23 protein-coding genes, 3 pseudogenes and 2 riboswitches are annotated in these 24,920 nt (G+C 69.5%); of the genes and pseudogenes, 14 read left to right on the top strand and 12 right to left on the bottom strand.

What is annotated here, in order from left to right; genetic code table 11:
* Positions 1 to 210 precede the first annotated feature (210 nt).
* A riboswitch (M-box (ykoK) riboswitch) is annotated at positions 211 to 383 on the bottom strand.
* Positions 384 to 492: 109 nt separating this feature from the next.
* Positions 493 to 765, bottom strand: coding sequence for a hypothetical protein (locus tag ACWDEN_RS31135; protein WP_351620251.1), 273 nt, complete (start codon positions 763 to 765; stop codon positions 493 to 495).
* 225 nt (positions 766 to 990) lie between these two features.
* A riboswitch (M-box (ykoK) riboswitch) is annotated at positions 991 to 1,173 on the top strand.
* A gap of 310 nt (positions 1,174 to 1,483) precedes the next feature.
* On the opposite strand from ACWDEN_RS31135, the gene ACWDEN_RS31130 reads away from it, so the two are divergent.
* The 5 genes and pseudogenes from ACWDEN_RS31130 (at position 1,484) to ACWDEN_RS31110 (ending at position 7,500) form a co-directional block, all read left to right on the top strand.
* Positions 1,484 to 3,124, top strand: a complete 1,641-nt coding sequence (locus ACWDEN_RS31130) for an NRAMP family divalent metal transporter (protein WP_450861133.1) — start codon at positions 1,484 to 1,486, stop codon at positions 3,122 to 3,124.
* Positions 3,125 to 3,158: 34 nt separating this feature from the next.
* The gene (locus ACWDEN_RS31125; RefSeq protein ID WP_351620245.1) at positions 3,159 to 3,905 is read left to right on the top strand and encodes an MgtC/SapB family protein; all 747 of its coding nucleotides are present in this window, start codon (positions 3,159 to 3,161) and stop codon (positions 3,903 to 3,905) included.
* An 85-nt stretch (positions 3,906 to 3,990) separates the two neighbouring features.
* Entirely contained in the window at positions 3,991 to 4,437 is a 447-nt protein-coding gene (locus ACWDEN_RS31120; RefSeq protein ID WP_351620242.1) for a hypothetical protein, read from the top strand.
* A gap of 72 nt (positions 4,438 to 4,509) precedes the next feature.
* Positions 4,510 to 5,549 (top strand): annotated as a pseudogene (locus ACWDEN_RS31115) (magnesium and cobalt transport protein CorA).
* Positions 5,550 to 6,528: 979 nt separating this feature from the next.
* Entirely contained in the window at positions 6,529 to 7,500 is a 972-nt protein-coding gene (locus ACWDEN_RS31110; RefSeq protein ID WP_450861131.1) for a hypothetical protein, read from the top strand.
* A 119-nt stretch (positions 7,501 to 7,619) separates the two neighbouring features.
* On the opposite strand, the gene ACWDEN_RS31105 is transcribed toward ACWDEN_RS31110, so the two are convergent.
* Both ACWDEN_RS31105 and ACWDEN_RS31100 read right to left on the bottom strand, forming a co-directional pair.
* Positions 7,620 to 7,958, bottom strand: coding sequence for an ArsR/SmtB family transcription factor (locus tag ACWDEN_RS31105; RefSeq protein ID WP_450861189.1), 339 nt, complete (start codon positions 7,956 to 7,958; stop codon positions 7,620 to 7,622).
* A gap of 119 nt (positions 7,959 to 8,077) precedes the next feature.
* On the bottom strand, positions 8,078 to 9,448 hold the full coding sequence (locus tag ACWDEN_RS31100; RefSeq protein ID WP_351620237.1) for a trypsin-like serine protease: 1,371 nt from the start codon (positions 9,446 to 9,448) through the stop codon (positions 8,078 to 8,080).
* Positions 9,449 to 9,831: 383 nt separating this feature from the next.
* On the opposite strand from ACWDEN_RS31100, the pseudogene ACWDEN_RS31095 reads away from it, so the two are divergent.
* Positions 9,832 to 10,029 (top strand): annotated as a pseudogene (locus ACWDEN_RS31095) (DUF2397 family protein); the annotation flags it as partial.
* Between the two features lie 186 nt (positions 10,030 to 10,215).
* Here the strand turns inward: ACWDEN_RS31095 and ACWDEN_RS31090 are convergent.
* From ACWDEN_RS31090 to ACWDEN_RS31080, 3 genes are all read right to left on the bottom strand, one after another.
* Positions 10,216 to 11,880, bottom strand: a complete 1,665-nt coding sequence (locus ACWDEN_RS31090) for an alkaline phosphatase family protein (RefSeq protein WP_351620234.1) — start codon at positions 11,878 to 11,880, stop codon at positions 10,216 to 10,218.
* 663 nt (positions 11,881 to 12,543) lie between these two features.
* Positions 12,544 to 12,825 carry a hypothetical protein gene (locus ACWDEN_RS31085; protein ID WP_450861128.1) on the bottom strand — a complete coding sequence of 94 codons (282 nt, stop codon included), beginning with the start codon at positions 12,823 to 12,825 and terminating at the stop codon, positions 12,544 to 12,546.
* Positions 12,826 to 12,836: 11 nt separating this feature from the next.
* A complete protein-coding gene (locus ACWDEN_RS31080) occupies positions 12,837 to 14,054 on the bottom strand; it encodes a hypothetical protein (RefSeq protein ID WP_450861126.1) in 1,218 nt (405 codons plus the stop codon).
* Positions 14,055 to 14,058: 4 nt separating this feature from the next.
* On the opposite strand from ACWDEN_RS31080, the pseudogene ACWDEN_RS31075 reads away from it, so the two are divergent.
* The 3 genes and pseudogenes from ACWDEN_RS31075 to ACWDEN_RS31065 form a co-directional block, all read left to right on the top strand.
* Positions 14,059 to 14,409: pseudogene (locus ACWDEN_RS31075) on the top strand (hypothetical protein); the annotation flags it as partial.
* Positions 14,410 to 14,500: 91 nt separating this feature from the next.
* Positions 14,501 to 14,626 carry a hypothetical protein gene (locus tag ACWDEN_RS31070; protein ID WP_351620226.1) on the top strand — a complete coding sequence of 42 codons (126 nt, stop codon included), beginning with the start codon at positions 14,501 to 14,503 and terminating at the stop codon, positions 14,624 to 14,626.
* Between the two features lie 21 nt (positions 14,627 to 14,647).
* Positions 14,648 to 15,058, top strand: a complete 411-nt coding sequence (locus ACWDEN_RS31065; protein ID WP_450861187.1) for an undecaprenyl-diphosphate phosphatase — start codon at positions 14,648 to 14,650, stop codon at positions 15,056 to 15,058.
* A gap of 314 nt (positions 15,059 to 15,372) precedes the next feature.
* On the opposite strand, the gene ACWDEN_RS31060 is transcribed toward ACWDEN_RS31065, so the two are convergent.
* Together ACWDEN_RS31060 and ACWDEN_RS31055 are read right to left on the bottom strand one after the other, a co-directional pair.
* Positions 15,373 to 15,825 carry a sec-independent translocase gene (locus ACWDEN_RS31060; RefSeq protein ID WP_351620223.1) on the bottom strand — a complete coding sequence of 151 codons (453 nt, stop codon included), beginning with the start codon at positions 15,823 to 15,825 and terminating at the stop codon, positions 15,373 to 15,375.
* Between the two features lie 37 nt (positions 15,826 to 15,862).
* Positions 15,863 to 17,290 carry an FtsW/RodA/SpoVE family cell cycle protein gene (locus ACWDEN_RS31055; protein ID WP_351620220.1) on the bottom strand — a complete coding sequence of 476 codons (1,428 nt, stop codon included), beginning with the start codon at positions 17,288 to 17,290 and terminating at the stop codon, positions 15,863 to 15,865.
* A 122-nt stretch (positions 17,291 to 17,412) separates the two neighbouring features.
* Here ACWDEN_RS31055 and ACWDEN_RS31050 point away from each other — a divergent pair, with 122 nt between their 5' ends.
* Positions 17,413 to 18,318: a heavy metal transporter gene (locus tag ACWDEN_RS31050; RefSeq protein ID WP_450861123.1), complete on the top strand. Its 906-nt coding sequence runs from the start codon at positions 17,413 to 17,415 to the stop codon at positions 18,316 to 18,318.
* A 257-nt stretch (positions 18,319 to 18,575) separates the two neighbouring features.
* Here ACWDEN_RS31050 and ACWDEN_RS31045 read toward each other — a convergent pair whose 3' ends face one another.
* Together ACWDEN_RS31045 and ACWDEN_RS31040 are read right to left on the bottom strand one after the other, a co-directional pair.
* On the bottom strand, positions 18,576 to 19,682 hold the full coding sequence (locus ACWDEN_RS31045) for an IS110 family transposase (protein ID WP_450861121.1): 1,107 nt from the start codon (positions 19,680 to 19,682) through the stop codon (positions 18,576 to 18,578).
* 219 nt (positions 19,683 to 19,901) lie between these two features.
* Positions 19,902 to 20,579, bottom strand: coding sequence for a hypothetical protein (locus ACWDEN_RS31040; protein WP_450861119.1), 678 nt, complete (start codon positions 20,577 to 20,579; stop codon positions 19,902 to 19,904).
* 596 nt (positions 20,580 to 21,175) lie between these two features.
* On the opposite strand from ACWDEN_RS31040, the gene ACWDEN_RS31035 reads away from it, so the two are divergent.
* From ACWDEN_RS31035 to ACWDEN_RS31020, 4 genes are all read left to right on the top strand, one after another.
* Positions 21,176 to 21,838, top strand: coding sequence for a peptidylprolyl isomerase (locus ACWDEN_RS31035; RefSeq protein ID WP_450861117.1), 663 nt, complete (start codon positions 21,176 to 21,178; stop codon positions 21,836 to 21,838).
* Positions 21,839 to 21,845: 7 nt separating this feature from the next.
* Positions 21,846 to 22,565, top strand: a complete 720-nt coding sequence (mobF, locus tag ACWDEN_RS31030; protein WP_450861185.1) for a MobF family relaxase — start codon at positions 21,846 to 21,848, stop codon at positions 22,563 to 22,565.
* The gene (locus ACWDEN_RS31025) at positions 22,484 to 23,080 is read left to right on the top strand and encodes a nucleotidyltransferase family protein (RefSeq protein ID WP_450861115.1); all 597 of its coding nucleotides are present in this window, start codon (positions 22,484 to 22,486) and stop codon (positions 23,078 to 23,080) included. Before mobF ends, ACWDEN_RS31025 begins: the two co-directional genes overlap by 82 nt.
* Positions 23,081 to 23,589: 509 nt before the next feature.
* Positions 23,590 to 24,147: a HEAT repeat domain-containing protein gene (locus ACWDEN_RS31020; protein ID WP_450861113.1), complete on the top strand. Its 558-nt coding sequence runs from the start codon at positions 23,590 to 23,592 to the stop codon at positions 24,145 to 24,147.
* Between the two features lie 230 nt (positions 24,148 to 24,377).
* Here the strand turns inward: ACWDEN_RS31020 and ACWDEN_RS31015 are convergent, their stop codons facing one another.
* Positions 24,378 to 24,698: a DUF4265 domain-containing protein gene (locus ACWDEN_RS31015; RefSeq protein ID WP_351623157.1), complete on the bottom strand. Its 321-nt coding sequence runs from the start codon at positions 24,696 to 24,698 to the stop codon at positions 24,378 to 24,380.
* Complete coding sequence (locus tag ACWDEN_RS31010; protein WP_351623155.1) at positions 24,685 to 24,918, bottom strand: helix-turn-helix transcriptional regulator; 234 nt, start codon at positions 24,916 to 24,918, stop codon at positions 24,685 to 24,687. The genes ACWDEN_RS31015 and ACWDEN_RS31010 overlap by 14 nt, the downstream gene beginning before the upstream one ends.
* Positions 24,919 to 24,920: the final 2 nt, after the last annotated feature.

Below are 24,920 nucleotides of genomic sequence, written 5' to 3'. Positions count from 1 at the left end.
GAACAAGCCGGTGCGCAGTCGGACCACCGGGTACGAGCCGGATGGGTCAGGGAAGAACGAGCTACCGCGGGCCGCGGAAGGACGGCGCGGACAACACGAAGAGGGGCCGACTATGGCCCGGACTACTGTCCATGTCGCCTCCTCCCGGTCACGGCCGCGCATGAGGTGTCGCGGTCCTGCGGCAAGGGGCAGCCGGGCACGCTCGGTGCCGGCACACCCCAACTCGTCAGAGCTTTGGCACTCCACGGCGTGATCCCCGTGCGGGGAAGCCACTTGGGGTCACCCCTTAGGCCGGGGAGACCTGTCCTGAACCTGGGCGTCTCTCGACGTCGTCGGGTCAGTGGCCTGTGTCCGTGAAGACGCCTCACCGAACGAGGTGTCTGTTCAAACCGCATAAAGACTACGCCCGCACCCGCCCGCCTCCCTAATCCATGACCGGTCCTTGACCGAGGGCTGTCGAAGACAGGCCGTCACCGGCGTTGTCCGCCACGGTCACCCGTCACCGGAGTGTCCTGGCGAGAACCTGGCCGCCACCCAACCATGTACGACGGCCACGGGCAGGCGCCCGTCCGCGGCGATGATGTCCTCGGGTATGCCCGTGATCCAGGCGGAGAGCGCGGCTCTGCGCAGGTCGGCGGTGCGGGTGGCGAGCCCGGCACGAAACGCGTCCGCGGAGCCCGCGGTCAGTTTCGGGGCGTCCTCGGCCAGCTGCCGGGCGGCATGGCGCACAGCGCGGCGCGCGTACCGGATGTCGAGGTCGCTCATGCCGCCGTAGTCTCCCTTTCCCCGACGAGGCACGTGTCGTCCAAGTGTCACTGTAGATCGCGCTCGGGCGGCCCTGACCGGCGAAGGAAGCACGCATACTCGCTGAAGCAGGCATCCTCGCTGGGGCATCGGCGCTTCGTGAGAATGCGGTCAGTGTGCCGTCAAGGCTCCGTAAATCGGGTGAGCGGCACCCTGGGCGCGGGCGTAGCCTTGTGGAGGTTTGAAGAGGCACCTCGTTCGGTGAGGCGTCTTCACGGACACAGGCCACTGACCCCACGACGTCGAGAGACGCCCAGGTTCAGGACACCTCTCCCCGGCCTAAGGGGTGAGGCCAAGTGGCTTCCCGCCCGGTTCAACGGTTGGGATTACGCCGTGGAGTGCCAAAGCTCTGACGAGTTGGGGTGTGCCGCCCGCTTGGGCCGGCCGCTCCTTGCCGAGTCGATGACGACGCCGTTCACGGGCGTCTCCGGCCGGAAGGAGGCGAGAGACATGGAATGCAGTAGTCCGGGCCGAAGTAGGCCCCGCACCCGCTTGTCCTCGCATTCTTCCGGCACGCGGTAACCACCACCTCCCCTGCGCGGCACCTCCGTCGCGCCATGTCCACGGGCACGGCTGTGCCCGGTGGTGATGCTGTCCTGCGCGCATTCGGCGTGCAGGGGGTGATGGCTGCTGCGTGCCCCCGACCTCCCCCGGACCGGGGGACCGGGGAGGCACCACCATGACCGACACCATCGTGACCACGGTCGCCGCACCCCGCGCGGCGGTACTCGACGACGCGCACATCGGCGACATCCACGGCGCGCTGGGCACCATCCGCCTGGACGACCACGGCGAGCGCCGGGGTCTGTCGGCGAAGCTGAAGACGCTGCTGGCGATCGTCGGCCCCGGCCTGATCGTGATGGTCGGCGACAACGACGCCGGCGCCTTCGCCACCTACGGCCAAGCCGGCCAGAACTACGGCACCCACCTGCTGTGGACCCTGCTCCTGCTGGTGCCCGTGCTGTACATCAACCAGGAGATGGTGCTCCGCCTCGGCGCGGTCACCGGTGTCGGCCACGCCCGGCTGATCCTGGAGCGGTTCGGGAAGTTCTGGGGCGCGTTCAGCGTCATCGACCTGTTCCTGCTCAACGCGCTCACCCTGGTGACCGAGTTCATCGGGATCACGCTGTCCGCCGGCTACCTGGGCCTGCCCAAGGCGGCGGCGGTGCTGCTGGCCGCCGTGATCATCATCGCGTCGGCGTTCACCGGATCCTTCCGCCGCTTCGAGCGGGTGGCGATGACGCTGTGCGCGGCCTCGCTGCTGCTGGTGCCTATCTACTTCATGGTCCACCCGCACGCCTCACGGATGGCCGCCGACTTCGTCACCCCGAACCTGCCGGGCGGCTCCGGGCAGCTGTCCACGGTGATGCTGCTGATCATCGGCATCGTCGGCACCACGGTCGCCCCCTGGCAGCTGTTCTTCCAGCAGTCGTACGTGATCGACAAGCGGATCACCCCGCGGTTCATGCGCTACGAAAAGGTCGACCTGTGGATCGGCATCGTGATCGTGGTCATCGGTGCTGCCGCGATGATGGGCTTCACAGCCGCCGCGTTCTCGGGGACGCACGGCTTCGGCCAGTTCACCGACACCGCCGGGGTCGCGCACGGCCTTGAAGCCAAGGCGGGCAAGCTGGCCGGGGTGCTGTTCGCGATCGCGCTGCTGGACGCCTCGATCATCGGCGCGTTCGCGGTGTCGCTGTCGACCGCGTACGCGATCGGTGACGTACTGGGCATGAAGCACTCCCTGCACCGGGGGGTGGGCGGCGCGAAGGGTTTCTATGCCGTCTACGCCGGGCTCGTTGCCGCCGCGGCCACCATCGTGCTGATCCCGGGCTCGCCGCTGGGCCTGCTGACCGAGGGCGTGCAGACCCTGGCCGGCGTGCTGCTGCCGTCCGCGAGCGTGTTCCTTCTGCTGCTGTGCAACGACAAGCAGGTTCTGGGGCCGTGGGTGAACGGCCCGAGGACCAACGCCTTCACCGCGGCGGTGGTGGGGGTGCTGGTCATGCTGTCGGTGATCCTGACCGCGTCGGTCCTGTTCCCGGACATCAGCGCGGACGCGATCGTCGACATCATGGCCGCCTGCGGGGGCGCCGGGGTGCTCGCCGCGGCGTACGCCTTCACTCGGCGGCGTACGGCCACCAAGGAGGACCCGATCGACCGCACCGGCCGGGACGCCTGGCGGATGCCGCCGCTGGGGAGCCTCACCCCGGCCGTGATGTCCAGCGGCAAGAAGATCGGCATGGGCGCGCTGCGCACCTACCTGCTGGTCTCCGTGATCCTCGTGGTCATCAAGATCGTGCAGGTCGTGGTCAGCCAGTGAGTCACCAACCGCCTCACCTTGAAGGAGGTGTGCCATGCACGCCCTGACCACAATGGACTTCCTGATCCGGCTCGCCACCGGTGCGGCCTGCGGCGCGCTCATCGGCGTCGAGCGGCAGTGGCGGGCACGTATGGCGGGCCTGCGTACCAACGCCCTGGTCGCCACCGGCGCCACGCTGTTCGTGCTGTACAGCGTGGCGGTGGGCGACACCGGCAGCCCGACGCGGGTGGCCTCCTACGTCGTGTCCGGGATCGGCTTCCTGGGCGGCGGGGTGATCCTGCGCGACGGCGCCGGCGTGCGCGGACTGAACACGGCTGCCACCCTGTGGTGCTCGGCGGCGGTCGGCGTCCTGGCCGCCTCCGGACGGCTCGCCCTGGCCGCACTCGGCACCCTGACCGTGCTCGGCATCCACGTGCTGCTGCGCCCGGCCGGACGCCTGCTGGACCGGGCCCCGGCCGCCGGCAGCGACCCGGACGCCCAGGTACGGGCCAGCGTGCACCTGCGCTGCGAGCGCGGGTCCGAGACCCATACCCGGGCCCTGCTCGCCCAGGCCCTGACCGCCTCCGGGCTGACCGCGACCGGTCTGCGGGCCCGCCGCGAGGGCGAGGACACCACCAGCGTCCGCGCCGCCGTCACCGTCAGCGGCGACGTGGCTGCCGCGCTGGAGCAGGTCATCTCCCGTCTCTCACTGGAGCCCGGGGTGCACGACCTGCACTGGCACCTGGACGACGAGGACGACGACGAACGGGCGCCCCGGTCAGGGCAGCGGGTGCTTGCCTGACACCCCGAGCAAAGGGCCTGACAGCCCCAGGACAGCAGTCCGCTTCGCACGACACGATGAAGAGGAAGACAGGGAGGTGTGCGTCATGCGGACGGTACCCCACCCCCGCACCGGGGAGGGCGCGGCGTTCCTCGGCGTGCTCACGCTCGTCGTACTGGAGACGGTCGCGGTCAACACCGCCCCCACGCGCGACAAGCCGGTGGTCGGCGGTGCGCTGATGGGTGCCGCGACCGCGGCGTTCATCCTGGTCGCGGCCATGTGGCACCACCACCGGCAGGCCGAGCAACGCCCTCACAGGGTCGTGCCGCAGGACCTGGGGGACGGGTTGTTCACCGCCCGGTCCCTGGAGTGCTTCCCGATGGAGACCGTCCGGCCCTTCCTGCTCGGCCCGGACGCCCCGAGCCTGAACAGCCTGTACACGGCGTGGCTCCTCGCCACCCACGGTCATGACTCGGCGTGGATCGCACACCACCTCGACCTGCCCCCCGAGGTGATCCATCTGCTGACTGACGCCGCCCGCCAGCGGCACTGACCACCGCCGTTCCCTCCTGACCGTTCACCGCCTCCTGGCACACCGTCCGGACCCGGCGAAGGAGAGTCCCGCATGTCGATGGTCGGCAACCTGCGCAAAGTCGCCCGCCTGACGCGGCGGAGCCGCGGCCGCGTGGACCTCAGCCACCCGGCCCGCTCCCCGCTCGGCTCGGCGATGGTCAACTGCGTCGTCTACCGCGACGGCGCCCGGCAGCCCGGCACCGACACCGTCGAGGAGGCCGTCCAGCAGGTAAGCAAGCACGGCCACGACTTCGTGTGGCTTGGCCTGCACGAGCCGACCGAGACGGAGTTCGCCGAGGTCGCCGAGCTCTTCTGCCTGCACCCGCTCGCCGTGGAGGACGCTGTACAGGCCCATCAGCGGCCCAAGTTGGAGAGTTACGGCGATGTCCTGTTCGCGGTGTTCAAGACCGTCACCTACGTCGAGCACGAGCAGCTGACCGCCACCAGCGAGGTCGTCGACACCGGCGAGATCATGGTCTTCGCCGGCCCCGACTTCGTCGTCACCGTCCGCCACGGAAGCCACGGCTCCCTGGGACCGTTGCGCGAGGACCTGGAGGCCAACCCCGAACAGCTGGCGAAGGGCCCGTCGGCCGTCCTGCACGCCATAGCCGACCATGTGGTCGACGACTACCTCACCGTCACCGACGCCATCCAGGACGACATCGACGAGGTCGAGACCGAGGTCTTCTCTCCGCACGGCTCCCAGACCGCGGACGCCGGCCGTATCTACCAGCTCAAGCGCGAACTCCTGGAGATGAAGCGGGCGGTGGTCCCCCTGGCCCGCCCGCTGGAGATCCTGTCCACCAAGCCGCTGCGCTCCGCCGACCCGGAGATACGGGCGTACTTCCGGGACGTCGCCGACCACCTCGCCCGCGTTACCGAGCAGATCACCGGCTTCGCCTCCCTGCTCGACTCCATCCTGCCTGGGCCGCGATCATCGCCGTACCCACGATGGTGTGCGTCGTGTACGGCATGAACTTCGACCACATGCCGGCACTGCGCTGGACCTTCGGCTACCCCCTTGTCCTCGGCGTCATCGCGACCGCCTGTTTCCTGCTCCACCGCAGCTTCAAGCGCAACGGCTGGCTATGAGCGGGCAGACGCGTTCGCGGTAGCGGTCGGCGTATGGCATCCCGGTATGGGTGAGGGCCCGTGGGTACTCGACTGGAGTGACTGGAGTGACTGGAGTGACTGGAGGTGCGGCCTCATTCCTGTCTCTGCTGGGCCGGATGCTGGGACTGACAGCGTCGACCGACCTGGCACGCGAAGTCGTTGAGACCATGACCCGGGCCGGAGCCGGCGGCGTCGAGGCGCTGGGTAGGTCGGCCGTCCACACCGCCGGGACCGTGGGGCCGGCGGCGGTCAAGACGGTCGGCGGACTGACAGCCGGGATGACCAGGGCTGGTCTGCGAGCTGCCGGAGGGACCGCGCGCGTCGCGGTGTCGGTCGCGCGGCAAGGGACCTCGACGGCCGCGGGGATATCCGGGCGGGCAGTGCGCGCGGGGTGTACTTTGGTCGATCTTCATCCGCGGCGGCACACGCGGCGCCTGTGGACCGGGCACGGACGTGCGCACATCGAGGTGCGGGGGCTCGAACGCGGTGGCCACAGGCGGGAGCGACTGGCCGGCGCCGTGACCACATCACTGCGCGGGCTGGACGGCGTGGGGTGGGCCGAGGTCAACGCTGTCACCGGCCAGGTCCTGCTGGCGTTCGACGAACGCAGGGTCGCCCTCGACCGGCTCATGGACACGGTGAAGGCGGTGGAAGAGGCACAGGGCGTGCAGGATGAGGACTTCGCCTGGGCACAGCCGGTCACTCCGGGCGATGACGCGCCCGTAGCTGCCGTGGTGACCGAGTTGCTGGTCGACTGCGCGGCGGTGGCCGCCGGGGTCGTCCAGCGGGTCCTTCGTCTGCCGCCGCTGCCGCGCGCGGTGCCCGCAGCGGTTGCCACGCTGGAACTGGAGCAGGAGCTGCGCCGCCGCCTGATGCGGCGCATCGGGCCGGTGCAGACCGACGTGCTGCTGTCGCTGGCCGGCGCCACCGTCAACGGACTGTGCGCCGGCATCGGCACATGCCCGCAGTCGACGCGGTCAACCGGCTGCTGCTGCTCGGCGAGATCCGCGCCCGGCACCAGGTGTGGGGGCGGCGCGAGAAGGACCTGTGCTCGGGCCCGGACTGCGTACCGCACACCCGGCCGACGCGACATCTGCGCGCCAGGGCCCGGCCGTCCGGCCCGGTGGAGCAGTGGGAGGAACGGTTGGCCCCGTTCGCCCCGCTCACCGCCGCCACGGTCCTCGCGCTGAGGGGCAGTCCTGGACGTGCGGCGGACGCGCTGCTCGCCACCGTACCCAGGGCCGCCCGCTACGGCCGGGAGGCTTTCGCCGCCACGACCGGACGCCAGCTGGCCCGCCGCGACGTCGTACCGCTCGACCCGTCGGTGCTGCGTCTCCTCGACACGGTCTCCGCCGTGGTGATCGACTCAGCGGTGCTGGACAGTCGGCAGGCGCCGCAGGGTGGGCGCCCGGATTCGCTCGCGGTGCCGCTGCTGGCCGCGGCACGCTCCACCGGGGCGCACGTGCTGCTCACCGACGCCGAGCACATCCACGACCTGCTGGCCCCGACCGACCAGGTCCTCGACCCGGGCGAACGCCTCGCCGACCGCGTGTGTGCGCTGCGAGACCAGGGCGAGGGCGTCCTGGTGGTCTCCGGGGCGGACGCGGAAGCGCTGGCCGCCGCCGACATCGCGGTCGCCATCCCCGACGCACCGGGCGCCGAGGCATCCTGGTCGGCGGACCTGGTCTGTCCGGACGGCCTGGAGGACGCCTGGCGCATCCTGCGCGCGGTACCCACGGCCCGCGCCGTCTCCGCACGCAGCGTCCAGCTGGCGCTGGCGGGATCCGCTGCCGGAACGCTGCTCGTCCTCGTCGGTCCGAAGCACGGCGTCTTCCATGCCCTGCCCCCCCCGTGCACGCCGCGAGCTTGCTCGCCCTGCTGTGGGCCGCTACGACCGCACACCGCACCACTCGGTCCGAGCCGTCAGTAGAGCCGTAGATCGGGATCTCACTGCGGTGGTGAGTCTGCGCTGTGCTGGTGGCCGCCAGGCTGCACCACGCCGGGCATCTCACGCCGGAGCCTGCCGTGTTGACCGTTCCGGGGTCAGATTCAGCGGACCCCTGCTGCCGCCTCGGTGGTGGCCGGGGTGTCGCGCGGGCCGAGGCGCAGGTGCTCGACGTGGTGGAGGGCCTGTTCCAGCAGGTCGGCGACATGGTTGTCGTAGAGGGCGTAGATGACCGAGCGGCCCCGGCGTTCGGTCGTGACCAGGCCGAGGTTGCGCAGCAGGCGCAGTTGGTGGGAGCAGGCGGACTGTTCCATGCCGACGGCGTCGGCGAGTTCCGTCGCCGCGCAGGGGCCCTCCTGGAGGCGGGCCAGGATCCGCAGGCGGAACGGTGTGGCGAGCGCCTGGAGCGTGGCGGCGACGTCGGCGGCGCCCACGGTCTCCAGGCGCTCGCGCGCGGCGGCGGTGGTCTTTGCGCCAGCTCCGTGGCCGCCGCTGGCCCGTAAGGCCCGCCCCCGCGGGCCGTAGAACGGGGCCTGGCCACCGACAACGAGGCACGAAGTGGTCACCCGGTGACCAGGGTCCAGTGCATGTCGTGGAGCGTCTGTCCAATGGGTACGTAGTAGACGCCGGCCAGGCACCAGGGTTTCCTGCGATGACCGTCGAGGACGGTGTCGGGGTTGTACGCAGGCGGGCAGGTGATGGTCCGGTCGAGGGCGGTGATGATTCCGCGTGCTTCATCGGCTGTGTGGTTGCGGACGCTGGCGAAGACCGGGCCGCCACTGTCGCCGTTGACGGCTGCGACACCGCCAGGCGTGGCCGAGGTGGCGTAGGCGAGATCGACATCGGGACGGTAGATGCCGTTGGGCCCGGTGACGCCGATGTCGGTCTGGGCTATGCGCACACCGCAGTGCACGCCGCCGTTGGCGCCGTCGGTGCACACGTAGTCGCCGACGTTGTTGTGCCCCCAGCCTATGACGGGTTTGGCGTAGCCGTCGGTGCGGCTTGCGGGGCCGTCGTAGAGCCGGCCGCTCACGCGCTGTGAGGGCAGCTTGATGCCGACCACGTCGTCCTGCGGGGAGCGCTGGGTGGCGTCGGTGGTGCCGATGGGGTCGCCGCCCCACCAGGTGGTCCACCGGCCTTCGGGGCCCGGGCCGCAATGGTAGGCCGACGTCAGCATGTACTGGCCCTGGGCGTTCTTCACGCCGTAAGAGCCGGAGCAGATGCCGCCGAGGGGGTTTTTCAACGCCGAAGCTCCGGTCCAGGGGGAGCTGTCATGCTGCCGGGAGGACAGATCCACGCTCTGCAATCGGTGGATCGCGGCGACGTGCACTCCCGCCAGTCGGCCGGCTGCCGTGGCGACCTGCTGCAACGTCTTGCTGTGTCCACTCGCCAGGAGCCTGCTCGCCGTACGGGTGGCGTTGTCGTAGCCGACCTCCAGGCCGCTGCCGTCCACTGCCGGTGCGATGCTGGTGATGCGGACAGGGGCCGTCGTCCCCTCGACTCGCAGCTTCATTGAGGCCAGGCTGTTCAGCAGCTTCATGCGGGCCGCGTGGAGTTCGGCCTTGGAATAGCGGGCGGAGTCGACCTCGGCGGTCACCCCGTGGGGGAGATGGGCGAGGATCTGCCTGACCCGCTGGGGTGGGGTGCCTTTCCAGTGCAGGCGCAGGTGGTTGTGGTCGGGGTCGACCTCGACCTCGGCGAAGCCGGGTATGTGCGCGCGGTCGGACTCGGAGAGCCCTTCGGTGATCCGGCCGGCGACGGCGTCGAGGACCTGCTGGCGTTCGTCGATCCGCCTGGCGGCGCGCGAGGCTGGCTGCGTGGCCGGCGCAGAAGAGGCGCCCGCGAGAGGCGGGATGACGAACGGTACCGCGGCGGCCAGAGCTGCGGCTGGCAGGGCGAACGCCAGCCATCTGGGCCGTGCAGCATGCTTCATGTGTCGCTGTCCTTCTGCTGAGCCGATGTGACGCGAACATGTTCGTACGGGACGGGTCCGCCGGACAAAACGATGATCCGATTTTTGCAGAAGCTTGCGAAGCGGTGGTCGCGGGGCCGCGGTGACAGCGCGTTCCGTGCCGCCCCAGGACCAAAGTCCATGCGTCGAGCGAAGTCCGTACGATCGATGGAGAGCCCGGCGTTGTGGCGATGATGCGGCCGGACGATCCGTGGCTTTCGCGTCGGTCGCGAACCGCGTGCGGTCCCGGAAGCGATGGCTGCCGCGATCCGGTGCCGCACCCGCCTGCCCGGGCTCCCGCCGTCACTGGGCGTGGGCGTTGATGCGGAGCAGGAGGGCCACCATGAGCCGGTCGGCGACCATGGAGGTGCCGCCCTTCACGAGGAGCCGCCAGCAACGACACAGTCGGCTGGCTGGAGAGCAGGCGGGGACGGTGGGCCGGCCGGCGTGCGTGGTTCCTGCCGGACGACGGGGCACGTCCGAGGATCGAGCAACTGCACGACATCGCCCGGCGGGCCATTGTCTCTCTCCTGCAGGGCCTTGAGCGGATCAACGAAGACCGCATTGGTGGTGGTGCCATCCGAGTGACTCCGTCAGCCACGGTGCACCCCTGGCGATACACCGCCTCTGCGGACGTGTCCTGCCGTCAGGTAGTCAGTTCATGCAGCACTTGACGGCACGCATGCACGGGTGGGCCGCACGCTGTTCTGCGTGCGGCCCACCCGTGCCGGGGTCACAGGTTGCCGGGGTCAGCGGACCGGCAGGACCTGGGTGTGGTCCATCTGGACGGCCTGCAGGTCGTGGGGGTTCAGGCCCAGGAGGGACAGGATCGTCGGGGCGATCTGGGTGGTCTCGACCTGAGCAGTCTTGGTCACGCCTTCGGGGGTTCCTGCGCCGGAGATGACGAGCGGGACGTTCAGGTCGTCGGCGTGGGCGCCGCCGTGCTCGGCGATCTTCTTGGTGCCGCCCGTGTAGACCACGCCGTACTCGGCGATGCCGAACAGGTCCGGGACCCGGGCGTCACCGGGCTTGACGCCGAAGTACGTGGCCGCTTCCTTGCCCGCGTAGACCCTGCTCAGCCCGCCCTTCGTGAAGGACTTGGTGGGCTTGCCGTTGATGTCGGTGCCCTTGCCGCTCTGCGAGAGCAGGTACTGCTTGGCGAACGAGGTGGCCTTGGCGGAGCGGTCGTTCAGCCACAGCAGCATGCCGTCGTCGTCCACGGAGTGCGCGACGAGATCGCCGGCGCCCGGGTGCTTCTTCTTCCAGGCGGCGTTGAGCCCGTCGAGCAGCGGACCGTCGTCGACGCGGGTCAGGGCCTTGGGGTCGATGGGAGACTGGCCGTGCTTGGCGGACAGAACGATGTCCGTGCTCGCGGCCAGGCCCTTGGTCTGGATCTCCTTGACCATCGCGCCGACCTCGGTGTTGACGTAGTCGAGGTTCTTCTGCAGCAGCGGGCCGGGGACGCCCTTGGAGGCGTAGCCGCCCTTGAGGCCCTCGGAGGAGGGCAGCTTCTGCGCGGTGGAGACCGACTGGAAGTTCATGCCGAAGACCGCCGGGATGCCGACCTTGTGGGTGCCGGAGTGGTCGTAGCCGTCGATCTCGTTGAGGACGGCCTTGACCTTGTACCCGTCGTACTGCTCGGTCGCCTTGTTGTCGGTGGTCCAGTCGTTCCCGGCCGCGTAGCCGCCTGCGTCGCTGTTGATCTCCGGGGAGAACTGGTCCTGGATGCCCGTGCCCGAAGGGCCGTTGAGGATGTCGTAGGCGATGTGTTTGTCCGACCAGGCGGTGCGCAGGCCGGCCTTGCGGGCCACGTTGAAGACGGTGTTCACCTGCAGATACGAGTGCGGGTAGACCGGCTTGCAGGACGTGGGGTCGACGGGCAGCTTGCTCGGGTCGAGCAGGCTCTGCGGCCGGCCCGTCATCTGCAGGACGCTGCCGGGCAGGTTCTTCAGCCCCTGGCCGGCATCGAGGGAGGCCTTGTTCTTGTCCATGTCCTCGGTCATGTCCACCTCTGCGCCGGGTTTGACGCCCTTGCAGTTGGTGGTGCCGGCCGGGAGCAGAGCGTGGTTGTACACGTCGTCGTAGTAGATGCCGGTGGTACCCGGGCCGCCGCCGGTGACCTGGGCGGTCATGCCGGGAAAGGAGTCCGAGGGGTTGGTGGTGTGCGCATTGGTGTAGTGCACGCCGCCGTTCACCAGCCTGGCCAGCGCGGAGCCGGGGTGTCGGGCGATGTACCAGGCCAGATCCGACTGGTGCAGACCGTCAACGGACAGCAGGAGGACGTGCTTGGCGGCTGCGGGCTTCCGCGGGGCGGCAGAGGAGCCGGTGAGCTCCGACGCCGCGGCGAGCGAGCCTCCGGCGAGGCTCACGGCGACACCGAGGGCGGCGGCCAGTCGTATGGATCGGCGGGTCACAACCAACTCCAGTTGCTACTGATGGCGCGGGCAACGATGCGGACATGAGTAGCCGCCAGTTCTGTCACGGCAACGGCCGGAATCTGAACATGTGACAAACCCGCCGTGTTTGCCCCTCCACGTAAGACCGGGGCCCGTGACGCCGGAGCGATGGAAGTGAAGCAGGCACTGGCCTCGACCAGCCTGCACGAGACGTCTGCCGAAGACGTTGAGAAGAGGTTGAGAAAACGTTGAACAGGGCGGGCGGCAACCCCGTCATGCACAGGCGCAACAGTGCCGTCGGCAGGCTCAGGCGGCGAAGAAGGGGCGCATGCCGGGGTGCTCGGGGCCCCCACACGCCGTCGGCCAGGAGGGCCCCGTCTGACCGCTACGGACGTGGTGACGGCGGCGGTCGCCTTCCTGGCCGGGACCCGCTGCTGTCCGATTCTCGGGCCTCCTTCCTCGAACCGGAGGTCCCGGGGATGAGGCACAGTGGAACCTTGGTTGGGGCTGAGTCGCTGAGGCGCGGGTGCACCGTCAGGCGTGAGCGGGATGGCGGGGCCGGGCGTTCGAGGTGGCCATTGAGGGCGGCGTGCAGTTCGGCGGCCGGTTCGCGGGCCTTGGCCTCGCTGACTACGTCGTGCAGCACGAGGTGGACGGGGCCGGCGGAGGAGCCGGCGCGGATCAGGTGGAGGACGGCCTCTCGTACGGCGTCGTACACCGGGCATCGACGTCGGACTGCGGGGCGCTGAGCACGTCGGCTTCGACCGTCCACCGCGGGCCTTGGCGTTCGACGGCGATGAACACGACTCGCGGCTTCTCGGCTGCCCTGCACACGCTGGTGACGGCGTCCAGACCGGTAGCGTCCGGGATCAGGTCGGCGGGGCAGGGAATCGAACCCCCTTCGGGCAGCACGTTCACGGCCGCCTGCAACGCGGTAGTTGCAGAGCCTGTGCCCTGGCTCATGTCAGTCATGCTCAGTGATGCACGGACGGCCTGCTCGCTTCCGCGTCGACCGAGTGGGCGACCCAAGGGCCTTGGAGAGGAGGTCGGGGGGCGCCGACGGCGACCTTGCTCGGTTTCGGCGCGACGCACCAGTCCCGTGGAGCCAGCAGGACGCTGAGGGTCACCGCGAGAATCAGCCAGAGTCGGAGGTCGCCCAGGACGTGCGCGTCGTTGGTCAGCCTTGGGGCGAGGTAGAGCGCGCTGAAGGAGACCAGCGACCAAACGGGCACGGGCCGACGCAGCCCCAGGGCCTCCCAGACCAAGGTGCCGAGCAGGAGTCCCGCCGAGTAGTAGTCGTAGACGCCGGGATCCAGCAGGAGTCGCGCGCCGATGCCGAGCAGCGGCACCGCCACCCAGCGCCCTCGGAGGATCGCGGCCGCCCCGAGCACGCAGCCGAGTACGAGTTGCGCCGGCCGGTCCCACGACGGCGTCCCCGCCGCCGACACCCCGAGCGCGCGGAGCGCCGAGGACGGTTCGTTGACGATGTGATACTGGGTCGCGCCCAGCGTCGCGGGGTCGGCGACGACGAAGGGCAGCCAGGCCAGCAGCACGGCGGCGACGGCGTAGAACGCGACATGCCGTCGTCGGGTGCGGGCCACGGCGAGAGCCAGCGGCAGGAAGACCAGTGCCCACGGCTTGGCGTCCACGGCCAGGCCCAGGCTCAGTCCCGCCAGTGCCGGGACGTCAGCGAGGACCGCCCGGATCGCCAGTGCCGCGAAGAGCAGCGCCAGCACGTCGTCGAGGTGGCTGTAGTGCACCGCAAGGGATGCCCAGACGATCAGGAACACCGCGCCGGCGGCCGCGACGGTCGTCCGCAGGGCCTGCGGGCGCGACCGCAGATCCGGCTGCCGGGCCAGTGCCGTCTGCTCGATCAGCCGCAGCACCAGAAGGCCGACGCTCATCATCGTCAGCTGGGCGGCGACGACCCCGCCGAGGTTCCCCAGAACCCAGGCGCAGAGGAAGGCCAGTGGTCCTATCTGTAGGTTCGGGTAGTTCGCATAGAGGTGCAGGCCCCCCGCCGGCGAGGCTCCGGAGCCGGAGAACAGCAAGGTGCTGCCGTTCGCGAAGTAGTGCCACGAGTAGCCGCCGCCGTGCAGGTCCGCCAGGAACCAGATCGCCGCCCAGGGGCCGAGGAACCACCAGTGCCAGGCGGCCCCGCCCCGCGCGGGGCGGCTGCTCTGATCAGCCATCCTCATGCCTCTCTGGTGGTCGCCCCCCCTGCCTGGAATGACTCCCCTGACCGCTCCCGGGTTCCTGCACAACCATGAGATTTGGGTATGGAGTGCCTGCCTACCCCGAAGCCGTGGGCGTCGGCCTGCTGCAAGGCGTCACCGAGCTGTTCCCCGTCTCCGGCATGGCGACAGCATCCTGATCCCGGCGCTGCTGGGCGGGCACTGTAAACATCACCTGGACGTCTCCGCCGACGGGTCCCGCTACCTCAACGAGCTGGTCGGCCTCCACCTGGCCACCGTGCTCGCGCTCGTCGTCTACTTCTGGCGGGACTGGGTTCGGGTGATCCGGGGCCTCGCGACGTCGGTCACCCAGCGCCGGATCGAGACCGTGGACCAGCGGCTCGCCTGGCTGATCGTCAGCGCGTGCATTCCGGGTCGCGGTCGCCGGCGTCGCGCTCGACAAGGTGTTCCGCACGACGCTTGGGAAGCCCGTCCCGACCGCGATCTTCCTGGCGCTCAACGGCATCGTGCTCTTCGTCACCGAGCGGCTGCGGCGCGGCGGCACCGGCCGCAGGCGGGCCGGGCCATGACCGCCCCCCGGGGAGGAGCATCTGTGGGCGGAGGAGCAGTCGGACCTGCGGATAACCCGGACGATCCGGCAGGCCGTGACGATCGGCGCGGCCCAGATCCTCGCCCTCTTGCCTGGCATCAGCCGGTCCGGCTCCACGATCAGCGTAGGGATCTTCAAGGACCTGGGCCACGAGGACTCCGCCCGCTCCGCCTTCCTGCTCGCCACGCCGGTGATCGGCGGCGCCGCACTGCTCAAGCTGCCCCCGCTGCTCGGTTCCCAGGGCGACGGCCTGCGCGGTCAGTTGCTGGCGGGCAGCGTCGCCGGCTTCGTGCCGGCCTACCTCGCCACCCGCTACCTCGTCCGCTACTTCGAGAACCGCACTCTCATCCCGTTCGCCATCTACTGCTCGGGGGCGGGCCTGGGCAGCCTCGCGTACTTCACGTTGGCGTAAGGGGTGTTGTCCGCTCAAGCTGAGCCGGGCGTCGGCTGGTTCACGCCAGGGTGAGGGGCGTCCGCCTCAGCCGGTGTGGCAGCGGCTGCCACGCGGGGCGAGGGGGCACGCTTTCCTCCTCGGGTCAGGGGCCGGTGCGTTTCCGTCCACCGTCGAGGGGCGGCCCGTTCGCCTTCGGGTGATGGGGCGGCGCACAGCCGTGTCCCTCGGGTGACGGGCCGGTCGTCCGCCGTATCCCGCAGGGGACAGGCCGGGCCTCCGCGGTGTCCCTGATCGCTCGGTGCAGCCCAGTCCGCCTGACCACTCGTCGTGGCTCAGGTGGCGTCGGGATCGTAGGCATGCGCGGGGGGCGGCTCCGGCGAGGCCGCTCCTCTCGACCCACCCCCGGCCCGCCCGGTCGGCTGGGTTCGCGCGGCCCGCTCGGTCGATTCGCCCGGCTCGCCGTTCACCGCGTCGGCCAGTTCCGCCAGCTCCGCCCTCGGATCCAGGGCGGAGCGGATCTCCTCGATCCCGAGGCCGTCGCCCTCGCCGCCGAGGAGGTGTTTGCGCACCAACGTCTTCGGGTGCAGGTCCTCCAGCTCGAGGTCCTTGAACTCCGGTCCCAGTTCCGAGCGGACGTCTTCCTTGGCGGCCTCGGAGAACTCGCGGACCTTGCGGAGGAACCCGGTCACTTTCTGTATGACCTCGGGCAGCTTGTCGGGGCCGAAGAGCAGGATGATCATGATTCCCAGGACGAGCAGGTCCGGGGGGCTCACGTCGAACAACATCGGTCCCTCCGCTCTGTCGCCGAAGAGGATGCCGGACTCACGGCCGTACGAACTGGGTCTCGGCGGCGCTGACGTCCGCTGCCGGTATTGGTGGCGGGCGGCGGGCGGTGTCGCTGACCTTGATCAGGATGGCGACCAGCAGCCAGTTGGCCACCATGGACGAGCCGCCCTGGGCGAGGAAGGGCAACGCCTTGCCGGTGAGCGGAATGAGCCCGGTGACACCACCCACGACGACGAAGACCTGGAGGACGAGCGCCGAGGCCAGGCCGCCGGCGAGCAGCTTGCCGAACGGGTCGGTGACGGTGAGGGCGGTACGCAGGCCGCGCTCGGCGAGCAGGGCGTAGAGCAGAATGACGACCGTGACCCCGGTCAGGCCGAGTTCCTCGCCGACCGTGGTCAGGATGAAGTCGCTGCGCCCGGCGAAACCGATGAGCTCGGGATGGCCTTCGCCGAGGCCGGTGCCGAGGATGCCGCCGGAGCCGAAGCTGAACAGGGCCTGGGCGGCTTGGTCCGAGACCAGGCCCGGTGGGCGCTTGTCGGGTGGCAGGAAGATGTCCATTGGGTGCAGCCAGGCGACGACGCGGCCGTGGACGTGCGGTTCGAAGGAACCGACGACGAAGGCGCCGACGGCGAACATGGCGACGCCGAACACGACCCAGCTGGTGCGCTCGGTGGCGACGTACAGCATGATGACGAAGAGGCCGAAGAAGATCAGCGAGGTGCCGAGGTCCCGCTCGAAGATCAGGACGAGCAGGCTGAGGATCCATACGGCCGCGACGGGGCCGAGCTGCCGCCCGCGCGGGAGATACATGCCGAGGAAACGCCGTCCGGCGAGCGCGAGGGCGTCCCTGCGGAGTGTCAGGTATCCCGCGAAGAAGACCACGATGACGATCTTCACGAACTCGCCGGGCTGGAAGGACAGCGGGCCGATGAAGATCCATCGCTTGGCGCCGTAGACGTCGCCGGGATAGAAGGCCGGCGCCATCAGCAGGACCAGCCCTGCGGTGATGGTGACGTACGGATAGCGCTGAAGCCTGCGGTGGTCCGTGAGCAGTGCCACCGCCGCGGCCAACACGGCCACCGCGATGCCGCACCACATCAGCTGGCCCGATGCCGCGGCCGTCGAGTGGTGGTAATGCGACGCGTAGGCGATGTCCAGGCGGTGGATCAGGACGAGACCCAGACCGCTGAGCAGGGTGGCCAGGGGCAGGATCAGCGGATCGGCGTGCGGCGCGAACCGGCGTACGGTGACATGGCACACCACGGGCATCACGGCCGCCGTCAGGCATGTCAGCGCCATACTCGGCGGCAGCTTGCCGCTGACGGCGAGGGCCGTCTCCGCATAGCCGTAGCAGCATACGAGGATGGCGCCGACCAGGAGGACCAGCTCCAGGTTCCGGTCGCTCAGGCGTCCCGGCCGGCCCGGCCGCACGGCCAGTTTCGCCGGTCCACGCCGACCAGTCATGTTTTCCCCCTCGATCGGGTCCACCCCCTCGACTCCCGCTCCGGGACTCGGCCAACAGGGTTATATGGTTGCGCAACAACGCAACTGAACTGTAGCCGAGGCCAGGTAAGAGGAGGGTCGGCGTGGCGGCACGCAGGAGGGGGCGCCGTAAGGCGTGGGCGGTACTGATCGGGGTGAGCGTGGTTCTGGCGCTCGTGAGCTATCTCGCCGTCCGGTTCATCCGCTCGGCGACTCCCGACGAGTGCACGGCGCATGGTCCGGACGGTACGACGGTCACGCTCGATCTGGACCAGGCGTCGCATGCCGCGACCATCGCGGCCGTGGCCCACGCGCACGGCCTGCCGGAACGTGCCGTCACCATCGCCCTGGCGACCGCGATCCAGGAGTCCAAACTCCACAACTTGACGTACGGGGACCGCGACTCCCTCGGCCTGTTCCAGCAGCGCCCGTCCCAGGGCTGGGGCAGTCCCGCCCAGATCCGCGACCCCGTCTACGCGTCGGGCAAGTTCTTCGACGCGCTGGTCAAGGTGCCCGACTATCTCGGCCTTCCGGTCACCGTCGCCGCGCAGCGAGTCCAGCACAGCGGCTACCCGGAGGCCTACGCATCACATGAGGCCATGGCGGCGACGCTGGCCGACGTGCTGACGGGGCGGGAGGGGCCGGCGCTGAACTGCACGGTGAGTGGGGCCGATCCGGCTCCCTCCGACACAGCAAGCAGCGCGGCGGGCGCCGTGAGCGAGGCCGGTGACGGCAGCGGTGTCGCGGCAGCCGTCCGGCGGGAGTTCGGCGACGCGCCGGTCGTCCTGCCCGCGACCGGCGGCGACAGCGTCAGCTTCCCGATTGCGACCGAGCAGGCTTCCACAGGCTGGTCCCTCGCCTTGTGGCTGCTCTGCCACGCCACCGCGCTGCACGCCACATCCGTGACATTCGACGGCCGGCGCTGGAGCAGTGCCGCCTCGGACCGAGGCTGGACGCACACCACACCCGATTCCCGGCAGACCGGGATGCTGGCGGTGGAGCTGGGTTAGCTGTACTGCCCAGGCAAGTTGGTCGAGTTTGTGCTCTGACACCGTCTGAATCGGGTGACGGGTGAAGGCCTCCGGTTGTGGAGTGGAGCTGCCGAGGAACCGCTCCGCCAATCAGGAGGCCGGGGCGGCCCGGTAGCCGGCGCCCTGGGCACGCACCAGTACCCCGGACTTCCTCGTTCCCAGATGCAGCAGGCCCTTGAGCGGCTGAGTCCGAGCACCCGGGCGATGGCGGCCTTCGGTTGATGCCCCTATGGATGTCAACTCACGGCTCCAGCGGAGACCGCGCGTTCAGCAGCTGTCCTTGTGGGGATGATCAGCCGATAGATTTCGCGCGCGACGTACCGCTTGAGGCACCTGATGATCTCCCGGCGGGCCTTGCCTTCGGTCAGCCGTCGTCGCAGGTAGTCCTGGGAGCGGTCGTCCCAGCGCAGGCGGCTGAGGACGATCCGGTAGAGGGCGGCCTTGGCCTGGGGGTCACCTCCGCGGTTGAAGCGGCGTCGCTGTGTCTTGCCGGAGGATGCCTCGACGGGGCTGGTGCCGCACCAGGCCGCGAAGGACGCCTCGTTAGTGAGGCGCTCGGGGTTGTCGCCAGCTGAGACCAGGAAGGCGGCGGCGCTGTCCGGGCCGACGCCTGGCACATCGAGCAGGCCGGGGACGCTCGCTTCGACGTCCTGGGCTATGCGCTTGTTCAGGTCGTCGATCTCCTCGGTCAGGTGCTGGATGCGGCGGGCCAGCAGTTTCAGGACGTGCCGGGCGGTGCCTGCCGGCCCCGCGGCCTCCGAGCCGCCCAGCTCGGCGCACCGCTTGAACAGGCGTGGGTTGCTCAGCCCGGCCAGCGACTCGCGCAGAATCGCATCGGCCGAGACCAGGACGCTCGTGAGCTGATTGAAGGCTTGGGTCCGGGACTTGATCGCAGAACCCTTCGCCGGCTTGAGCAGCCGTAACGTCTCCACTGGCCCGTCGCTCGCGGTCGCGGTCGCGCGGTCGGACAGCACTGCGCGGGCCGCCGCCTCGGCGTCGATGGCGTCGGTCTCGCCGCGAGGCCGGCGTACGGCCTTATCGGGCTGATTGACCTCGGTCACCTCGATGCCCTCGGCGCGCAAATGGCAGGCCAGCGCGGCGCCGTAGGATCCGATGCACTCCGCCCCGGCTCGTCGCACGGTGCCGAACGAGCCGGCCCAGGCGACGAGTTGGCGATACCCCTCGGTGGTTGCCGGGAAGGTGCGGCCGCCCAAGGTGACGCCGAGGACGGTAACTACAGCCGCCGCATGGACATCCTTGCGGGTGTCGACGCCGAGCAGGACCTCCTCCGCGGCGTAGGCCGGGAGGTGACACGGGGCAGCGGGCTGGCTGATGCTGGGCAAGGTCCTCTGTCTCCTGATCGCCTCGGAACCAGTGGCCGTCGCCGGGCCGGGGAGGTCAAGACTGTGACGGTGCCTGTCGCGAAGGCCCCTATCGGGACACATCCCCTACCCGGCGGCAGCTGGCGCCGCCCCGGGCAATGACCGACAGATCAACACTCAGGGCACGAGGCCAGTCGTAGCGCGAGTCGGGCCACCGCTCGGAGCGGCACCTGATCATCCTCACAGTCGTAGCGGACCTTTGCGGGGGACACCGCCCACCATCCGCAGGGTGTGCGCGTGCCCTTCGAAGAAGGCTTCCTGACCGCAGGAAGCGAAAACGCGGTGGACCGCCTTGCCCGAGTACGACAGCCGGAAGGAGAACAGGTAGCAGGTCACCAGCTCGCCGGCGAGCCGCACGCTGACGCCACCGAAGTCGAACTCGGCCTCCATGCCGGGTTGGTGGGTCTGCGGAACGAACGCTTCGATCGGAGCCTTGCCCGACTCCACCAGGATCTTCGGCTTCCGGTCCGCGACGTGGCGCCGGACCATCTGGTAGGAGACATCGGCGCAGTGCTCCTCGACGAGACGGTGGAAGATCCGCGTGACCGTGTGCCGCTGCTTGCGCGGCGCATCCAGGTCCGCCCGCAGGGCCCCGTCGATCACCGCCTTGTACGGATCCAGCGCCGGCGGTCGCGGCGGCAGCTTCACGAGATCTCCGCCCGGGTCGGCGACCTGCTCGACGAGGACCCGGCGGTGACCCTCGCAACGGTCCAGGAGTGCCTGGGCCTGTCCTACGCCGCGGCCGCGCGGGCCCTGCCCCGGCGGCGCGGGGAGCGGATCGCCGACCTGGTGCAGGCCGAACCGGACCCGACCCCCGAGGAGGCCGCCACCCGTCTCGGCTACCCGACCGCGGTGCAACCACCCCCCCTTGCCAGCGCCGCCACAGAACTGCGCGCCCGTCAGGTCCAGCCGTACCTGCAGCGCGTCGCCGACGTCCTGGTCGGCGCAGGCCTGGCCGAGGCGCTGGACGTCCGGGTGCAGCGCCTGGAGGGCGACGTGCTCGCCGCGGCCGTGACGCTGAGCGGATCCGGCGCGCCCGCCCTCGTATGGACGAGCGCTACGGCTGGCATACCGCCGTCAGCAGGCGTCACCCGATCGGCAAGGAGACCCGCACCCCGCCGGAGCGCGAAGGCATCCGCGTTGACCTCGGTGTGGAACACCTCGAATACTCAGCGAGCACCAGCAGCCCGAACCCTCCGAGCTGCTGGCCGCGCTCACCGACCACCGGCACGGCACCAGGCACCCCAAGACCGTCCACCCGGCCGGAGGCACGCTGCAGGGCTGAACCCGCCGACCGTTCCGGGCCCGGCCCTCCACCCGCGACCTGCGCCGCGAGCTGTTCCACGCGCTCGGCTTGCAGTGGCGTCCGCAGGGGTTTCACCCGGGCGACGGAGCGGGCAGGATGAGGCGTCCATGACATACCCATACGGTGCTGACCCGAAGGGAACCGTCTCGTGCTCCGTAAGCCAAGCGCGCTTCTCGCCGCCTCCGCCCTGCTCCTCCTCGGCACTGCGACGCAGGCCGCAGCCGGCAATCCGCCCTCTGCCGCGCCGTCGGCCGCCTGCACCTACACGCCGGCCGTTCCCGCAGACAACTTCAAGGGGATACCGGTCTTCGACCCGGTGAAGGCCGCCAAGCCGTACAGCGCGACGCTGCGCACCGGCCAGGGCGCGATCACCTTCCGGGCACTGACCGACAAGGCTCCCTGCACCACGTACTCCTTCAAGTTCCTCGCCCGGCGCGACTACTTCGACCGCTCACACTGCCACCGGCTCACCACCGCGCGCATCTACGTGCTCCAGTGCGGCGACCCGACCGGCACCGGGAGCGGCGGACCGGGCTACTCCTTCCCCGACGAGAACTTGACCGGGGCGACCTATCCCGCCGGGACGGTGGCGATGGCCAACGCTGGGCCCAACACCAACGGAAGCCAGTTCTTCTTCGTCTGGAAGGACACCAAACTCTCGCCCGCCTACACGCCGTTCGGCAAAGTCACCGCCGGCCTTGACGTGCTCCAGAAGATCGCGGCGGGCGGCGAGGACGACCAGAACGGGCCGGGAGACGGCTTTCCGAGGCTGCCGGTGAACATCAAGCGCGTACAGATCAAGAGCAGGTAGTACGGTCCTGCAACGGCCCAAGGGCGACTCCCCGAAGAAGGCGTTCAAGGCCGGCGCCCTGGTACGCCGGGTGACGGTGACCGGTGTCGACTTCGTCTTCCGGCCGCAGCCGACGATCTACCTGTTGTGGGCGCTGGGAGATGAGGAGACCCGGCGGGTGATCGAGGCCGCGCACGAGCGCGCGATCGAGCGGGTACTGGAGTGGATCGAGGACGAAGCGGCGGTGATCCGGTACGGCAAGGACGGCATCTACCGGGTGCGGCCGCCCGGCGGTCTGGTCGCCGCCCGCTTCCGCCACTGCGAGGCACGCTCCGGGCGACCCTTGCTCCATGACCATCTGCTTGTGTCCGTGAAGGGGCAGCGCCTGGACGGGAAGTGGGGCTCGATCCACACCACGGCCCTGCACGAGAACACCGTCGCCGCCTCCGCGCTCTACAACGAGATCGTGGCCGCTGAGGTCTGCGAGGCGCTGGGGCTGGCGACCGAGCCGCGCACCGTCACCCCGGGGCGCCGGCCGGAGCCTTCAGCCGGTATCTCGCGTTCCGGACCGCTCAGAACCCCTGACCTTGCTCGCCCTTCGGACTGGGGCGCCTGCTCGCGGCCAACGCGCCTTGTGAGAGCGACTGATCGTGATAAGGAGTGCGGATGCTTGGTCGACTCCCGCTCGTTGAGCAACTCGATGGCTTGCGGTCCGTTCTCTCCCAGAACGAGGTCCTGGCGGACGTAATGACCAGGGCGGCGACGTTGGAGCTGCCCGGCTGGTATGTGACGGCGGGCTGCCTGTTCCAGACGGTGTGGAACGTGGTCAACGGCAGGCCCCCGACCAGCGGCATCAAGGACTACGACATCTTCTACTTCGACGGCACCGACCTGTCCTGGAAGGCGGAGGACGCCGTGATCAAGGCAGGGCAGGAGGTGTTCGCCGGGCTACCGGCCGGGGTGGAGATCCGCAACGAGGCCCGCGTGCATCTTTGGTATGAGCGGAAGTTCGGGGTGCCCTGTCCGCCGCACGAGTCCACAGAGTCCGCGATCGACTGCTTCGCTGCGACGACGTGCTGTCTGGGCGTCCGGCTGGAACCCGATGCAGAATGGCGCGTCTATGCGCCTCACGGGCTCTCCGACGTGTTCAACCTTGTCGTTCGACCCAACCCGGTCCTTGCCCCGCGGGAGGTCTATGAGACCAAGGCGGACCGTTGGAAGAACGAGTGGCCGGAGCTCACAGTCCTTCCATGGCCAAACTGATGGCCTTCACGGAACTGCGGACAGAGCCCAGGAAAGGGACAGATATGCTCTCCGACATTCCCCACATCGCTGGCTCAGGTGGTGGCGGCGACGCCAGGAGGTTGCCCCGGGGGACTCGGCATCGCTGGGGAAGCTCATGAGGGGGACAGCGTGGAGGACCAGCGGTCGGCCAATGATCTCAGCGCGCTCCTTGACGACCTCGCGGTCGGCCTTGCAGATCCGGATTGCGATCTCGATGCCCTCCACGACATGGAAGAGCAGCTCGTAGCCGCGCAGCAGACAGCGCTGATTCCTCGCTTGGAGGCGCATCTGGAGGCTGCGTTGCAAGCGGGAAACTGGTACGGCCGCTGCGTGCTGGCCCGCATACTCGCCGCGACGGCCGGCCGCGTTGCTCTGGCCACCCTGTTGCGTGCCCACTCCCGCGACCTGGGTGAGACGACCAGGACGACCTCACGACAACGCTCTCCGTATTCGCACGAGAGGACCCCGTTGCTGCACGCTCCATCCTTGTGTCATGGGCTGAGGCGCCCGACAACGACCCGCGAAGGGCAGCCATTTGGCTGCTCGGGTACGTACCCGAGCCCGCCGATCTTCCGCTGCTGATGCAGGCAGCCCAGGACCCCGACGAGCGGACCCGGTCCACGGTCGTAGGCACGCTCGGCAGTCACGGTAAGAACCCGGTGGCCGTGGACGTGCTGGTTGGCCTGCTGGCTGATCCGTCCACTCAAGTACGTGTCTCCGCACTCAGTTCCCTCGGATTCCTCCGTCAACCTGGGGCCTTGCCAAAGATCTTTCGCCTTGCGGACGACAGCAACACCCGCATCCGCGCCTGGGTCGCCATAGCCCTAGGGCGCTACCACGCCGCAGAGCCTGCGATCCCGCCATCGCTGCTGTGCTCGACCGGCTCCAGGCGGACTCCGACCCATACGTCCGCGAACAGGCCGCCGCCGCACGGCGTACGTCACGCGGCAGCAGCTGAACACCGCAGGACAGACCGCCACATTGCGGACGTCAACCGGCTGGGGAACGAAGAGCCACCCTGGCCGTTTTCAGGGATCTGGCCGTAGCTTCATGAAGGCCCCGATGCGTGGCAGCTCAGTGGCACCGAAAATTGACGGATCGAGGGCTCTGTCCGTCGACATACGTCGAGCCACGTACCCCGTTGCCGAAGGAGCTACGTCAGTGGAGGAGCCAGGGTTTGCCATGCTTGCGACCGAGCCCGGGAAAGCGTGTCGACGGTCAGCCAATTCCCCACCCTCTCGCGTCCGGTTGCTGACGCGAGCAGTCAAGGCGGCGCTCAATCGTCCTCAGTGCCTGCACTGGCTCTCCAGGCGGCAGTGACACATCCTTCTTCCCAGTGCCACCAACCCTTCTCGTCGCCGTGTTCCAACAGCTTGCGGATCCGCTGGATGTCTGCTTCCGGCGGGATGTCCAGCGCGACCATCCGGAACTGCTCGATGCCCTCGCCCGTGGTGCCGAGCCGGTGGAAGGTCTCCAGCACGGTCTGTCGGGCCGCAGCGGAGCCTCCGTCCTTCAGCACGATCAATCGGATGGTGCAGTTCTCCGAAGCTTGAACGGTCTCCCCGGCCCAGAGCAGGCCGTCGTCATCGACGTCCACGCGGGGCCGGGTTGTCCGTCGTTTCGGTCCGATCGGGACGGAAGATTTCCTCGATGGTCAGGCCGAAGACGTCGGCGATGGTGAACGCCAGAGGCAGGCTGGGATCGTACCGCTCGGTTTCGATGGCGTTGATGGCCTGCCGAGAGACGTGGCACCGGTCGGCCAGGTCGGCCTGGCTCCACCGGCGAGCTGCCCGCAGTTCGCGTAGTCGGTTCTTCACAA

It is taken from the genome of Streptomyces sp. NPDC001153 (assembly GCF_053598315.1).
This window is presented reverse-complemented; position numbering and strand designations above follow the sequence as displayed.